Annotated in this window: 13 protein-coding genes; 6 read left to right on the top strand and 7 right to left on the bottom strand. The window is 76.7% G+C overall.

Annotation, left to right across the window (positions count from 1 at the left end; translation table 11 throughout):
* The first annotated feature begins 9 nt into the window (after window positions 1–9).
* Window positions 10–3,156, top strand: coding sequence for an ATP-dependent DNA helicase (locus JUB12_RS16000; RefSeq protein ID WP_205696411.1), 3,147 nt, complete (start codon window positions 10–12; stop codon window positions 3,154–3,156).
* Here JUB12_RS16000 and JUB12_RS15995 read toward each other — a convergent pair.
* The 3 genes from JUB12_RS15995 to JUB12_RS15985 are packed head-to-tail and all read right to left on the bottom strand — an operon-like array spanning window position 3,153 to window position 5,806.
* Entirely contained in the window at window positions 3,153–4,160 is a 1,008-nt protein-coding gene (locus JUB12_RS15995) for a hypothetical protein (RefSeq protein ID WP_205696410.1), read from the bottom strand. The two genes, JUB12_RS16000 and JUB12_RS15995, sit on opposite strands and share 4 nt — an antisense overlap.
* On the bottom strand, window positions 4,157–4,867 hold the full coding sequence (locus JUB12_RS15990; protein ID WP_205696409.1) for a hypothetical protein: 711 nt from the start codon (window positions 4,865–4,867) through the stop codon (window positions 4,157–4,159). The genes JUB12_RS15995 and JUB12_RS15990 overlap by 4 nt, the downstream gene beginning before the upstream one ends.
* Window positions 4,868–4,909: 42 nt before the next feature.
* Complete coding sequence (locus JUB12_RS15985; protein WP_205696408.1) at window positions 4,910–5,806, bottom strand: PAC2 family protein; 897 nt, start codon at window positions 5,804–5,806, stop codon at window positions 4,910–4,912.
* Between the two features lie 79 nt (window positions 5,807–5,885).
* On the opposite strand from JUB12_RS15985, the gene JUB12_RS15980 reads away from it, so the two are divergent.
* Together JUB12_RS15980 and JUB12_RS15975 are read left to right on the top strand one after the other, a co-directional pair.
* The gene (locus JUB12_RS15980) at window positions 5,886–6,785 is read left to right on the top strand and encodes an OB-fold nucleic acid binding domain-containing protein (protein ID WP_205696407.1); all 900 of its coding nucleotides are present in this window, start codon (window positions 5,886–5,888) and stop codon (window positions 6,783–6,785) included.
* A gap of 10 nt (window positions 6,786–6,795) precedes the next feature.
* Window positions 6,796–7,338 (top strand): glycine cleavage system protein R, encoded by a 543-nt coding sequence (locus JUB12_RS15975; RefSeq protein ID WP_205696406.1) that lies wholly within the window; start codon window positions 6,796–6,798, stop codon window positions 7,336–7,338.
* On the opposite strand, the gene JUB12_RS15970 is transcribed toward JUB12_RS15975, so the two are convergent.
* Entirely contained in the window at window positions 7,335–10,352 is a 3,018-nt protein-coding gene (locus JUB12_RS15970) for a PAS domain S-box protein (protein ID WP_205696405.1), read from the bottom strand. The genes JUB12_RS15975 and JUB12_RS15970 overlap by 4 nt on opposite strands.
* Window positions 10,353–10,473: 121 nt before the next feature.
* On the opposite strand from JUB12_RS15970, the gene JUB12_RS15965 reads away from it, so the two are divergent.
* On the top strand, window positions 10,474–10,950 hold the full coding sequence (locus JUB12_RS15965; protein WP_205696404.1) for a histidine kinase: 477 nt from the start codon (window positions 10,474–10,476) through the stop codon (window positions 10,948–10,950).
* Window positions 10,947–11,750, top strand: a complete 804-nt coding sequence (locus tag JUB12_RS15960; RefSeq protein ID WP_205696403.1) for a LytTR family DNA-binding domain-containing protein — start codon at window positions 10,947–10,949, stop codon at window positions 11,748–11,750. Before JUB12_RS15965 ends, JUB12_RS15960 begins: the two co-directional genes overlap by 4 nt.
* On the opposite strand, the gene JUB12_RS15955 is transcribed toward JUB12_RS15960, so the two are convergent.
* From JUB12_RS15955 to JUB12_RS22075, 3 genes are read right to left on the bottom strand one after another with little or no spacing between them, the layout of a single operon-like run.
* On the bottom strand, window positions 11,747–12,529 hold the full coding sequence (locus JUB12_RS15955; protein WP_205696402.1) for an MBL fold metallo-hydrolase: 783 nt from the start codon (window positions 12,527–12,529) through the stop codon (window positions 11,747–11,749). The genes JUB12_RS15960 and JUB12_RS15955 overlap by 4 nt on opposite strands.
* Window positions 12,526–12,894 (bottom strand): TSUP family transporter, encoded by a 369-nt coding sequence (locus JUB12_RS22080; protein WP_241004294.1) that lies wholly within the window; start codon window positions 12,892–12,894, stop codon window positions 12,526–12,528. The genes JUB12_RS15955 and JUB12_RS22080 overlap by 4 nt, the downstream gene beginning before the upstream one ends.
* Window positions 12,891–13,247 carry a sulfite exporter TauE/SafE family protein gene (locus tag JUB12_RS22075; protein WP_241004293.1) on the bottom strand — a complete coding sequence of 119 codons (357 nt, stop codon included), beginning with the start codon at window positions 13,245–13,247 and terminating at the stop codon, window positions 12,891–12,893. The genes JUB12_RS22080 and JUB12_RS22075 overlap by 4 nt, the downstream gene beginning before the upstream one ends.
* A gap of 75 nt (window positions 13,248–13,322) precedes the next feature.
* Here JUB12_RS22075 and otsB point away from each other — a divergent pair, with 75 nt between their 5' ends.
* Window positions 13,323–14,135 carry a trehalose-phosphatase gene (otsB, locus tag JUB12_RS15945; RefSeq protein WP_241004292.1) on the top strand — a complete coding sequence of 271 codons (813 nt, stop codon included), beginning with the start codon at window positions 13,323–13,325 and terminating at the stop codon, window positions 14,133–14,135.
* The last annotated feature ends 1 nt before the right edge of the window (window position 14,136 follow it).

The following is a 14,136-nucleotide window of genomic DNA, read 5'->3' as shown; positions in this document are numbered from 1 at the left end:
CCTAGGCGGGTGCCCGATGCGTCCCGCGGACTCACGCGCGAGCAGGCGCGTGCCGCGGAGCACCGCGGCGGCCCGCTGCTCCTCCTCGGTCCCGCCGGCTCGGGCAAGACGGCGACCCTGGTCGCGCGCTTCGCCCACCTGGTCGAGGTGCGCGGGGTCGCGCCCGAGTCGGTCCTCCTGGTCTGCCTCGGCGGTCCGCAGGCCGACGCGACGCGCACCGACGTCGAGCTCGCGCTCGGCGACCGGCCCTTCGAGGAGCTGCCGGTGCTCGGGGTGCACGACGCCTGCGCGCGGATCCTCCACGACGAGGCCCTCGAGGCGGGCCTGGACCCGTTCACCGTCACGGCCACGCACGCCGACCGCCTGGCGATGCTCCTCGACCGCCTCGACGAGCTGACGCTGCGCGCGCACGACTTCCGCGGCTCGCCGGCGGCCATGCTCGGCGGCGTCCTCGCGCGGATCGACCGGCTCAAGGAGGAGGGCATCACCGCGGCCGACGTCGGACGCTGGGCGGCGGCGCTGCCCGACGACGACCCGCGGGCGGTGCGCGAGCGCGAGTTCGCGGCGCTGCACGCCGCGCACGACGCGATGCTGGCCCAGGCTGGGGCGCTGGACCTCGGCGACCTCGTGCTGCGCACGGAGGCGCTCCTGCGCGGGCGCCCGCACGTGCGCGCGCGGGTGGCGGCCCGCTGGCGCCACGTCCTGGTCGACGAGCTGCAGGACCTCACGCCGGCGCAGTGCCGCGTCGTCGCGCTGCTGGCCGCCGAGCACGGCGACCTCCTCGCCGCGGCCGACCCCGACCAGGCCGTCCTGCGCCCCCAGGGGGCCCCGCGGTCCAACCTGCGCACGCTGGCCGACCGCTTCGGCGGGTTGGAGGAGCTGCGGCTGCCGGGGTCGCTGCGGTGCCCGCCCGCGGTAGCGCGGGCGGCGGCGACGGTCGTCGCCGGCCCGGACGCCGTCGACGGCGGAGGTCCGCCGCAGGACGCGAGCGCCGTGGCGTTCTGGCGCTGCGCGAACGAGCGCGCGCAGGCGCAGGCCGTGGCGGCGCAGGTCGAGCGGCTCGTGCGCGACGGCGCCGACCCGGCGCGCATCGGCGTCCTCGTGCGCAGCGTCCGCCACGAGGGGCGTGCCGTGGCGGTCGCCCTCGACGAGCGCGCGGTGCCCCACCGGCTCGTCGGCGCGGCCGCGCTGTTCGCCCAGGCCGAGGTCCGCGACGTGCTGGCGTGGCTGCGCCTCCTCGGCGACCCCAACGACGCCGGCGCCGCGGTCCGCGCCCTCGCACGGCCCCCGGTCGAGCTGCGCTCCGCGGACATCGCGCGCTGCGTGCAGATCGCGCGGCGGCGCAAGCTCGACATGGTCAGCGCCCTCGCGGCCGCGACCGAGTCGCCGCAGATCGACCCCGCCGCGCGCGAGCGGATCCTCGGCTTCCTCAAGCTCCACCGGTCCTTCGCGGCCGGCCTCGACACCGAGCGGCCCGACCTCTTCGTGCACCGGCTCGTCGACCGCCTCGGGCTGCGCCGGCGCCAGCTGTTCGCCGCCCAGGCCGACGTCGTCGAGCGGCTCGTCGCGCTGGCCAAGCTCGGCGAGCTGGCCGAGCGCTACGCGCGGCGCGACCCGCAGGCCACGCCACGCGACCTGGGCCGCTGGCTCGCCGCGGTCGCCGAGGCCGGCGGGCACGAGGACGAGGAGGGCACCGAGGACGGCGTGCGCGCGCAGGCGGTCCAGGTGCTGTCGATGGGCGCGGCGAAGGGCCGCGAGCTCGACCACGTCTTCGTCCTCGGCCTCCAGGCGTCGCGGATGCCGGGGGCCCGGCGGCGGCTGGTCGAGCCCGTGCCCGACGAGCTGCTGAGCGCCGAGGCCCGCGAGGCGGGCACGCACGGCGCGCACGTCGCCGCCATGCGCCGGCTGCTGCACGTCGCGATGACCCGCGCGCGCAGGACGTTGACGCTGACCTACGCCGAGCGCTCGGACAGCGGCGCGCCCCAACCGCCGTCGCCGTTCTGCGAGGAGGCGCGCGGGGCGCTCGGCCTGGCGTGGGAGGCGCGCGAGGAGGAGCTCTTCGGCCCCGACGAGGCGCTGCACGCGACCTTCGGGCGGCTGCGCGACGAGCTGCTCGGCTCGGTGCGCTCGGTCGGTGCCCGCCTGGGCGAGCTGCGCCTGGACACCGACCTCGACGTCGCCCACGGCGTCACCCGCTACCTCGAGCTGCTCAAGCTCAGCGCGCTCATGGCGCGTCCCGACGGCCAGTCGGTCGCCGACGCCCTGCCGGGCATCAACGCGGCGATCCTCCAGGCGGCGACGGCCACGCAGCGCGAGGTCCTGCAGACCTCGCCGCTGGACGAGCTGCTGCTGGCCTCCGAGCAGGACGCCGCCGTGCGCGCCGCGGCGGTCGCCGCGCGCGAGGAGCCGTCGCTCGAGCCGTTCCTGCCCCGCCGCGGCGACGGCCTCGCGCTCTCGGCGTCCGACATCGACACGTACCGGACGTGCCCGCTGAAGTACAAGTTCGCGCGGGTCTTCCGGATCCCGCAGGAGCCGACGACCAACCAGCGCTTCGGGATCGTCGTCCACCAGGTCCTCGAGCGCTACCACCAGTCCGGCGGGCGCACGGTGGACGAGCTGCTCGGGCTGCTCGACGCGGCCTGGCGGCGCGGCGGGTTCACCGGCGGCTCGGACGAGGAGGTCCAGCTGCGCGTGAAGGCCGACGACGCCCTGCGCCGCTACCACCAGCGCTCGCTCGCCGACGACGGCGAGCCGCTCTGGTTCGAGAAGGCGTTCCAGTTCAAGCTCGGCCCGCACGTCCTGCGCGGCCGCGTCGACCGCGTCGACCGCCTCCCCGACGGCTCCTACGAGCTCATCGACTACAAGACCGGACGCCCCCGCACGAAGGCCGCCCTGCGCGAGGACGTCCAGCTCGCGCTGTACGCCGTGGCCGCCCGCGAGGCGTGGGACATCGAGCGCTCCGTGCAGTCCTACCTCTACGTCCTCGACGACGAGAAGGTCCCGCTGCCCGCCGACGAGGTCGACCAGGACTGGATCACCGACACGGTCCTCGAGGTCGCCGACGGGATCCTCGGCCAGGGCTTCGAGCCCACGCCCTCCTACGCCGCCTGCTCCATGTGCGACTTCCGCATCGCCTGTCCGGCGGCCGAGCGCTAGAGCAGGAGCAGCAGGACGACCAGCAGCCCGAGGACGCCGAACCCGGCGAGGGCGAAGTAGACCGCGCGCGGGCGCTCGCTGAGCTCCGCGATGGGGACCGCCTCGGGCATGCCGGCGCGCCGGCGCGGTGATCGGGGCCCGGCGATCACGCGGACGGACTCCCCCGGGGCGGCGGCATCCCGCGGCTCCGGGTCGGGCAGGTCCGCGATCGCCATCGGCTGCGTCTCGTCGGGCTCGTCCTCGACCGCGAACGGCCGGGTGGCGTCCGGGTCGGCGTCCTCGGAGACGCGGGCGGGGACCCGGGCGCGCGCCGGCTGCACGCGCTCCTCGCGGTCGCGGAGGCGCTCGAGCTCGTCGCGCAGCCGCGCCACCTCCGCCCGGGCCTCGTCGAGGTCGCCCTGGCGGGCGGCCGACTCCCGCCGCAGGTCGCCGATGGCCCGGCGCAGGCCCTCGGCCTCGTCCTGGGCGTGCTCGCGCTCGCGGCGCACCGCCTCCAGCTCCTTCACGGCGAGCGACAGCTCGTCGCGCTCACGGCGCACGGCCTCGAGCTCGGCGACGGCGCCCTGGAGCTGCTCGCGCTCCCGGCGCAGGGCGGCGGCCTCGCCGGCGGCGCCGCGCAGCGCGGCGAGCTCCTGCTCCACGGCCACGCGCCCGTCCTCGAGGCGATCGCGCTCGCGACGGGTGCGGTTGAGCTCGCGGGCGAGCTGGGCGAGGCGGTCGGAGCCGCCGTCGTCGGGCTCAGGGAGGCGGACGCGGATGCCGGGCGCGAGGAGGACGAGGTCCTCGGCGAGCGCGGTGGGGGGCAGGACGAAGCGGGCGCGCAGGACCCCGTCCGTCGCGCCCGCGCTGCCGGGGACGGGTGTGACCTCGGTGGGGCCGGCGCACAGGCGGACGGCGTCGCCGACGACGTCGTCGGAGGGCCAGCGACCCTCGAGCTCCACGACGCAGACGCCCTCGGCCACCTCCTCGGCGGCCAGGCGCAGGAGCTCGAAGCCCTCGGTCACTGCGCGTCCGGCGGCAGCCGCAGCGGCTGGGTCGGGTCGGGCTCGTCGGCGCTGGGCGCGGGCTGGCGGCGGTCGACCGCCGGGACCTCGCGCACCTCGTCGTCGTGCGGCGGCGTCGGCTCGGGCTCACGCGCGGGCGGCGGCGGCGCGTCGACCTCGTCGGGCTCGGGCCGCCGCGGGCCGCCGAAGAGCGAGCCCCCACGCGGTGCGGGTGCCGTCGTCGGCGCGTCGTGCGGCGTGGGCGGCGTGGCCGCGGACCCCGCGACGGTGCCGTCCGGACCCTCCGCGGGCGAGCGGCGGTCGGCCACGTCGACGGAGATCGAGATCCGCGCGAGGCCGAGGACGGCGCCCGCGCTCATGAGCGCGGTCGCGGCGAGGCCGAGCCATGCGCCCTCGCTCAGCGGGATGGACGTGTCGCCCCCACCCACGTCGTCGAGCAGCTGGATGACCGGCGGCGGGTGGATGAGCTGCAGCGCCACGACGGCGAAGGCGAGCACCGGCAGCCAGCGCAGCAGCGTGTCGGGCACGACGTCCTCGCGCAGCGCCGCGGCGATCGTCGCCAGCGCCAGCGCAGCGAGCGCGAGGTCGAGCACCTCGAAGGACTCCCACGCCGACGCCTCGTCGTACCACTTGAGGAACAGCGAGACGAGCAGCAGGACGGCGCCCGCGGCCGAGAGCGTGCGTCCGAGGTCGAACTGGCGGAGCATCGTGGTCCCGGTTCCCCGGCGGACCGCCGGCGACACCCTCGCCTAGCGCCCGCCGGCCACGTCGGGCCCGTCGCCGGGCCCGCGCTGGCGCAGGAAGCGCTGGAACTCGCGGGCCAGCACGTCGCCGGAGGGCAGCGCCGACGGGTCCAGGTCGGCCTCCTCCTCCTGGGCGGCCTGCTCGAGGCGCTCGACGAACGCCTGGACGTCGGGGTCCGCCTGGACCGCGAGCGACACCTGACGCTCGTAGTCGGCCGTGGCGGACTCGAGCTCGGCGGCGTCGACGGTGATGCCGACGACCGACTCGAGCTTGCGCACGAGCGCGAGCGCGGCCTTCGGGTTGGGCGCCGCGGCCACGTAGTGCGGGACGCTCGCCCACAGCGACGTCGACGGCATCCCCGCCTCCTGGCACGCCGCGTGCAGCACGCCGACGATCCCCGTCGGCCCCTCGTAGGACGTCGGCGAGACGCCGATCCGCGAGGTCTCCCCGCCCTGGCCGACGATGCCCGAGATGCCGACCGGCCGGGTGTGCGGCACGTCGGCCAGGAGCGCGCCGAGCGTCACGACGGTCTGGACGCCGAGCGCCTCGGCGAGGTCGACCACCAGGCGCGAGAACGTGCGCCACCGGTGGCTGGGCTCGGGCCCCTGCAGCAGGACGAGGTCGCGCTGCGCGAACGGCGCGCGGCCCTCGTACACCTCGATCGACGGCCACTCGATCTCGCGCGTCTGCGCGTCGACGATCGAGATCTTCGGCCGGCAGGCCTGGAAGTCGAAGAACTCCTCGGGGTCGATCTGGGCGAAGCGGGTCGCGCCGAGGGACGCGCCGACGAAGCGCAGCGCGGCAGAGGCCGCATCGCCCGCGTCGTTCCAGCCGGTGAACGCGCACACGAGCGCGGGTGCCCGCAGGCCGTCCGGCCGGCTCTCCCAGATCAGCGGGTTCATGCACCGCGAGGGTACTCCCGGTCGCCTCGCCCCCTCCAGGGCGCCGGACCGCCGTGGCCGGCCCTAGGGTCCGTGGCCGATGCCCCAGACGGTCGCCACCCTGCGCGCCGGCGACGAGCTCGCCGCCGTCCTGGCCTGCACCCGCAAGGACCGGCTGACGGCGCGCAGCGGCGCGCCCTACCTCGCCCTGGAGCTGCGCGACCGCACCGGCGCGATCCCGGGCCGCGCGTTCCGCGACGCCGACGCCCTGGCCGCCGGCTTCGACCGGGGCGACCTCGTCCGCGTGACCGGCCTGGTCGAGCGCTTCGGCGACCAGCTCCAGGTGCAGGTGCGCACCATCGTCCGCGCCGACCCGCGCGAGGCCGACCCCGCCGCCTTCCTGCCGGTCGCCTACCGCGACCTCGACGAGCTCGACGGCTTCCTCGAGCACCTCGCCCGCGAGGTGCACGACCCCGGGCTGCGCGGGCTGCTCGCGCTCCTGCTCGACGACGGCGACGTGCGCGCGGCGATGCGCCGCGCGCCGTGCACCCGCAACGGCCACCACGCCTACCTCGGCGGCCTGCTCGAGCACACTGTCGCCGTCGGGACGCTCGTGGTGGAGGTCACGCAGCTGCACCAGGGACTCGACCGCGACCTCCTGCTCACCGCCGCGCTCGTCCACGACCTGGGACGCACCCGCGAGTTCACCTACGGCGCCGAGATCGGCCTCAGCGACGAGGGACGGCTGCTCGGCCACGTCGAGCTCGGCCTGCGGATGCTCGCCGAGCGCGCGCCCCGCGTCGCCGGGCTCAGCGCCGAGCGCCGGCTCGCCCTGGAGCACTGCGTCCTGACCCACCACGGGCCCGACGCCGCGGGACGGGCGGGGGCCGGTTCCCGGTTCGCCAGCGTCGAGGCGCTCGCCCTCTTCCGCCTCAACGCCGTCGACGCCGCCGTCAAGGGCGCGATCGACCACGGGCTCGGCCTCGACGGGGGCGGGTAGCCTGAGGACGGTGAGGCCGCTCGCCGTCACCGCCATCGGTCGCGACCGGCCCGGCATCGTCGCCGCCCTGACCGGCGTGCTCGTGGCCCACCGCGTGAACCTCGCCGACTCCCAGATGGGGCTCCTCGGCGGGCGCTTCAGCATGCTGCTCGTCGTCGAGCCGCCGCCGGAGGCCGACCTCGCGCTCCTGCAGGAGGACCTCGGGCGCATCGCCGACGACCTCGGGCTCGACGTCGTCGCCGTCCACGAGGTCGGCGAGGGCGCCGAGGACCCGGCCGACCCGACCCACCTGCTGACCGTCTACGGCGTCGACCACCCGGGCATCGTCCACGCCGTCACGACCGAGCTCTCCCGCCGCGACGTCTCGATCACCGACCTCTCGACCCGGCGCGTCGAGGACGGCGACGAGGACCCGCTCTACGCGATGATGCTCGAGGTCGCCACGCCACCGTCGATGAGCGACGACGACGTCGCCGCGGCGCTCGAGCGCGTGGCCCGCGAGCAGGACCTCGACGTGGTGGTGCGGCGCCTCGGCGTCGAGGACGACGCCTAGGCGATCCCCTCCGGCGCGAGCGCCACGAGGACGGCCTGCAGCAGCGCCGCCTCGTTGAACGGCTTCTGCACGAACGCCACGCCGCCCTCGCGCACGCCCTCGCGGACGACGACGTCCTCGGTGTGGCCCGACATGAAGACGACCCGCAGCCGCGGGTGCAGCTCGACCGCCCGGTCGGCGACCTCCTGGCCGCTCATGCCCGGCATGACGACGTCGGTGAGCAGGAGGTCGACCGTCTCGTCGATGCGCTCGAGCGCCTCGTCGCCGTCGGCCGCCTCGACGACCGCGTAGCCCGCCGCCTCGAGGATCCGCCGCGCCTGGGCCCGCACCGGCGTCTGGTCCTCCACGAGCAGGATCCGCCCACTGCCGTGCGCGCGCGTGGCGACCGGTCCGACCGGCGCCACGCCGCGCGCCGCCTCGTCGGTGCCCGGCAGGTCGACGGTGATCGTCGTCCCCGCGCCCGGCGCGGTCTCGAGGTCGACCGCCCCGCCCGAGTCGGCCACGATGCCCTGGACGGTCGCGAGGCCGAGGCCCGTGCCCTCGCCGCTGGCCTTCGTGGTGAAGAACGGCTCGAAGGCGCGCTCGGCGACGTCGGGCTCCATGCCCGGGCCGTCGTCGCAGACCTGCACGCGCGCGCCGCCCGACGGCGACCGGGTGACGACGACGCGGATCGTCCCGCCCTCCTCGGCCAGGGCGTCGCGCGCGTTGATCACGAGGTTGAGCAGGACCTGCTCGATGCGGGCCGGGTCGGCGAGCACCGGCGGCACGCCGTCCTCGCGCACGACGACGAGCTGCACGCGCTCGGTGAGCGACCGGCGCAGCAGGCCGTCGAGGTCCTCGACGAGGTCGCCGAGGTCGACGACCTCGGGCTGCACGACCTCGCGCCGGGAGAAGATGAGCAGCTGGCGCACGAGGCGCGCGGCGCGCTGTGCGGCACGCTCGATCTCCTCGACGTCCTCGCGCACCGGGCTGCCGGGCGCGGCCTCCTTCAGGGCGAACCCCGCGCAGGTGATGATCACCGACAGCAGGTTGTTGAAGTCGTGCGCGACCCCGCCGGCGAGGCGGCCGACCGTCTCGAGGCGCTGGGACTGCGCGAGCCGGCGCTCGAGCTCCGCGCGCTCGGTGGTCGAGCGCCGGCGCTCCGTGACGTCGGTGGCGATGCCGCACACGCCGGAGACCCGGCCGTCGTCGTCGAAGATCGGGAACTGCAGGCTCAGGAACTCGACCGGGCTGCCCGCCGCCGTGTGCACGCGCGCCAGCACCTCGACGTCGCGGGCCGTCTCGAGGACCTGGAGGTCGAGCTGCTCGACGCGGACCGCCTCGTCGGGGTCCAGCACCTCGGAGGCGGTGCGGCCGACGACCTCGTCGGAGCCCACGCCGTAGAGCGCCTCCCACCGCCGGTTGACCAGGACGTAGCGCAGGGCCGGGTCCTTGACGAAGATGACCGCGGGCGCGTTGTCGACGATCGCCTGCAGGCGGACCTCGCCGGCGCGGCGGTCGGCCTCCGCGCGCCGGCTCTCGGTCACGTCGACGAGCTGGCAGAGGAAGGAGACGTCGTCGCCCAGCAGCAGGGAGACGTGCTGGACGACGTGGATCGTCGAGCCGTCGGCGTGGCGCAGGCGCTTCTCGACCGCGTAGGACTGCCGCCGGCCCTCCAGCAGCTCGCGCAGCGGCTGGGCGTCGAGCTCGCGGTCGGCCGCCAGGACGAGCTCGTCGAGCTTGTGCCCGCGCAGGTCCTCCTCGTCGCGGCCCAGCATGCGGGAGACCGACGGGTTGACCCGCAGCCAGCGCCGGCGGCCGTCGAGCAGCGCCATGCCGATCGGCGCGTCGTCGAAGGCGCGGCGGAAGAGCTGCTCGGCCGAGCGCAGCGCGTCCTCCACCCGCCGGCGCTCCGTGACGTCCTGGCAGGTGCCGCGCACGAGCACCGGCGTCCCGTCGGGACCCAGGACGACGTCGCCGCGCGCGTGGACGTGGACGACCTCGCCGTCGGGCCGCACGACGCGGTAGTCCGTCGCCCAGCCCTCGCCGTCGACGATCGCGGAGCCGACCTCGCGCGCGACGCGGCTGCGGTCGGCGGGGTGGACGCGGTCCAGCGCGTCCCCGTAGGCGTCGGGCGGGCTGCCCATCGGCACGCCGTAGATGCGGTGCAGCTCGTCGGACCAGGTGACGCGGTCCTCGACGACGTCCCACTCCCACGAGCCCAGGCGGGCGATCTGCTGGGCCTCGGCGAGCTTGGCCTCGTTGTCGGCGAGGCGGTCGAGCGCCATCCGGGCGCGGCTGACGTCCTCGATGACGCAGGCGTAGGCCAGCGGCGCGCCACCGGGGTCGCGCACCAGCGTGCCGACGACGCGCCCGACCACGACGTGGCCCTCGGCGTGGCGGAAGCGGCGGTCGACGCGGTAGCCGGGCAGCGCGCCCTCGAGCATCGCGCGGCGCTCGCGGGCGACCTCGTCTCGCGCGCGGCCGACCTCGAGCTCGGCGATCTCGCGGCCGACGAGCTGGTCGCGCGTGCGGCCGAGCATGCGGCACAGCGCCGGGTTGACGTCGTGGATGCGCCCGTCGGGCAGGATCAGCGCGAAGCCCGCGGGCGACGCGGCGAAGGTCTGGGCGAGGCCGGTGACCGCGCGCTCGGCCTCCCCACCGAGGTCGCGGGCGGTGGCCACGACGAGGTCGAGCTGGCGGTCGTGGCGGGCGCGCAGGCCCAGCCAGCGCACCTGGCCCGCGGGGGACAGCGAGCGCACCGCGAAGCCCTCGAGCGGGGGGCCGCCGTCGACCAGCGCGGCGAGCGCCACGGTGACGCGCTCGCGGTCGTCGGGGTGCAGCGCGTCGGCCAGCGGGCGCCCGACGAGCTCGTGCTGGGGCCAGCCCGTGACCTCGGTGACCGCCTGGTTGACGCGACGCAGCAGGCCGCGGCGGTCGAGCACGGCCATCGGCTCGTGGGCGAGGTCGACGAGCCGCACGTCGGCCGCGCCGGGCGCCCCGGCGACGCGCAGGCGCGAGCGGCCGTCGTCCATCGCGCCTCAGCGTACGCCAGCGACTTCAGGCGGTCCAGCGTCCCAGAGCGGTAGGATCGCGCCCTTCACGCTGGGGAGAGCGTGCACCACCGGGGCGATGGCGGTCATGGACAGAGATCCGATGGTCCAGGCGACGAGGCGCGGGAGCGACGCGCCTCCGGCGCCCGGTGCCCACTTCCTCAACAACGTGCTGGCCGCCGCGGCGAGCTACGTGGAGGAGGACCCGGACCTCGCGCGCGACCTCCTCGCCGAGCTCGGCGCCTTCCTGGCCTACCGGCTGCGGCGCGACCTCGAGCCCGTCCCGCTGGACGAGGAGCTGGCGTTCACGCGCTCGTACCTGCGCCTCGAGCAGGGGCGCTTCCCCGACCGGCTGCAGGTCGACGTCGCCGTGGCGCCCGCCGGGGCCCCGCCCGTCACCCCGCTCGTGCTGCAGGAGCGCGTGCAGGACGCGGTCGGCCAGCGGCTGCGCGAGCGTCCCGGCGCCCTGCGCGTCGCGCTCCGTCCGGCCGCCGACGGGCGCACCGTGCGCCTCGACCTGTCCGACTGGCCCGGCGGGCAGGAGCCCGAGCGCGTCGCCATCGACCTGGGGGGCGCATGAGCGTGGACGGCGCGGCGCGCAGCCTTCGCATCCTCGCCGTCGACGACGAGCCGCGCGCGCTGCTCGACGTGCGTCGCCAGCTCGAGCGATCACCGCTCGTGGCCAGCGTCGAGACGGCCACCGGCGCCCGCGACGCGCTGGTGAAGCTCAGCGGCGCCCGCTACGACGGGCTCTTCCTCGACGTCCAGATGCCCGAGATCAAGGGCATGGCGCTGGCCCGCCTGCTGCGGCGCTTCACCGAGCCGCCGGCCGTCGTCTTCCTCACCGGTCACCCGTCGGCGGCGGTCGAGGCCTTCGAGGTCGAGGCGGTGGACTTCCTGGTCAAGCCCGTCGGGCGCGACCGGCTGCAGACCGCGCTCGAGCGGGTGCACGCCCACGCGCGTGCCCGCCGGCCCCAGGCGGCGCCCGCCGAGGCCGCCGCGCCGGCGCCCGCGGGCGTCGAGGAGCCGGCACGCGGCACCGGTGGTCCCGACGTCGTGGCCGTCGACGCCCCGCGCGGCGGCGCCAAGCGCCTCGTGCGCCTCGACGCCATCACCACCGTCCAGGCCAACGGCGACTACGCGCGCATCGCCTGCGACGACGGCCGCTACCTGCTGCGCGTCCCGCTGACGACGCTCGAGTCCGAGTGGGAGCCCGCCGGCTTCGCGCGGGTCCACCGCGGCTGGCTGGTCAACCTGCGCCGGGCGGTCGAGCTGCGCGGGGAGGTCAACGGCACCGCCGTGCTGGCGCTCGACGACGGCACCGAGGTGCCGGTCGCCCGCCGCCACGTCGCCGCGCTGCGCCGCCGGCTGCAGGTCTAGGCCCGGAAGACCGCCCCCGGGCGCGCCAGGTCGACCGGGCCGGGGAACCGCGACCGCGCCCGCTCCTGCTTGCGCGCGTCCTCGCCGTCGAGCCACGGGCTCAGGTGCGTCAGGACGAGCCGCCCGGCGCCGGCGCGGGCGGCGACGCCGGCCGCCTGGTCGGCGGTCATGTGGCCGAAGCGCTCGACGTCGGGCGAGGGGTCGAGCGCCGAGGCCTCGAGGACGACGAGGTCCGCGCCGCGGCAGTGCTCCTCCAGCGCCGCGCTCGGCGGGCTGTCGGCGCCGTAGACCAGCGCGACGTCGCCGAGCCCGACGCGGATGGCGAAGCACGGCCCGCGGTGGCCCGTCGCGGCGAAGGTCAGCTCGAGCTCGCCGAGGCGCAGCCGGTCCGGCGGGGCGTAGGTGTGCAGGGCGAAGCCCGCGGCGAACCGGCCGGGCTCGCCGACCGCCGCGGCGAGCGCCTCGAGGACCTCCGGACCGCCCTCCCGGGGGACGTGCAGGGCGATCGGCCCCCGCGCGCCCCGCAGCGGCGCCAGCACCTCCTGGGTCATCGCGTTGGAGAGCGGGACGAGGTCCAGGACGTGGTCCTGGTGCATGTGCGAGACGACGATCGCGTCGAGCTCGGCGAGCGCGCCGCGCTCCCAGAGCCCGGGCAGCGCACCGGGCCCGCAGTCCAGCAGCACCGTGGTGCCGCCGCCGCGCACGAGGTAGCTCGAGCACGGCGCGCCCAGGGGCGTCGCCATCGCGCAGCCGACGACCTCGAGCTCGAGCGCGCTCATCGGCCGGGATCCTCGCGCAGGCCACGGCGGGCCATGGTGAACGCGACGTAGAGCAGCAGCAGCGCGAAGGCGACCTCGACGGCGCGCTCGGGCACCGCGTTGACGACGAGGACGCCCACGACGGCACCGGGCACCGCGGTGGCGCCCAGCAGCAGGCCGTCGCGCAGGCGCAGGTTGCCGTAGCGGCGCTGGTTGGCGGCGCCGACGAGGGCGACCGGGACGATCGCCAGCAGCGACGTCGCCTCGGCCTCGACGTGGCCGTGGCCCGCCGCGACGACGAGCACCGGGACGAACAGCACGCCGCCGCCGACGCCGAGCATCCCGCTCAGCAGACCGGCGGCGATGCCGACGAGGACGAGGGTCATCCGACGAGCAGCCGGACCGCGGTGACGGCCAGCAGGAGGCTGAAGAGCAGGGAGATGCCACGCCGGGGGACGCGCTGCTGGAGCCACGTGCCGGCGAGGACGCCGCCGACCGCGGGGACGCCGACGAGGGCGGCGTCGCCCACGTCGAGGTTGCCGTAGGCGGCGTGGACCGCCGCGCCGGCGGCGGCCATGACGACGATCGCCGCGAGCGACGTGCCGGTCGCCTCGCGCTCCTCGTAGGCCATCCACAGCACGAGCAGCGGGACGATGACCGTGCCGCCGCCGACGCCGAAGAGGCCGGAGAACAGCCCGGCCGACCCCCCGATGGTGACGAGGGCGGCCCGTCGCGACATCGGCAGGGAGCCTACGGCGCGCAGGCCGGCCTGCAGGGCGCGGGGATCGGGCACGCTGCTGCGAGAATGGCCCACGTGACGCCGACGGCCGCCCTGCAGGACGCGCTCGCCCCGCTCGTGGCGACCCCGTCGCGCTCCGGGGTCCTGCTCGACGTGGACGGCACGCTCGCGCCGATCGTCCGCCACGCCGACGATGCGCACGTCCCCGAGCCGACGCGCGCGCCGCTCATCAAGGTGGCGCGGGGCTACGGCCTGGTCGCGTGCGTGAGCGGCCGCCGGGCCGCGACCGCACGGCGGATCGTCTCGCTGGGCTCGATCACCTACGTGGGCAACCACGGGGCCGAGCTCCTGCGCGGCGGCGCCACGGAGCCCGAGCTCGACCCCGAGGTCGCCCAGGGGCGCGCCGCGGTCCGCGACTTCGCCTTCCGCGAGTGGGACAGCGACGAGCTGCGCCGGCTGCGCGTGCGCGGCGAGGACAAGGACGTCATCTGCGCGTTCCACTGGCGCGGCGCTCCCGACGAGGACGCCGCCGAGACCGCGGTGCGCGACGTCGCGGCGCGCGCCGAGGCCGCCGGCCTCGTGACGCACTGGGGGCGCAAGGTCCTGGAGGTCCGCCCGCCCGTCGAGCTGCACAAGGGCCGGGGCGTCCGCGCGGTGCTCGGGGACACGTCGCTGGCGGCGGCGCTCTACGCGGGCGACGACCGCACGGACCTCGACGCGTTCCGTGCGCTGCGCGAGGCGGTGGCCGAGGGCACGCTCGAGCATGCGCTGTGCGTCGGCGTCGCCTCCGACGAGACGCCCGAGGAGCTCGAGGCGGAGGCCGACGTCGTCGTCGACGGGCCCGCCGGGGTGCGGGCGATGCTCGAGGCGCTCGCGGCCGCGCTCTAGG

Source organism: Conexibacter sp. SYSU D00693, from assembly GCF_017084525.1.
In the GTDB taxonomy this organism is placed as follows: domain Bacteria; phylum Actinomycetota; class Thermoleophilia; order Solirubrobacterales; family Solirubrobacteraceae; genus Baekduia.
The sequence above is the reverse complement of the archived record's forward strand: the minus strand, read 5'-3'. Positions and strand labels throughout refer to the sequence as shown.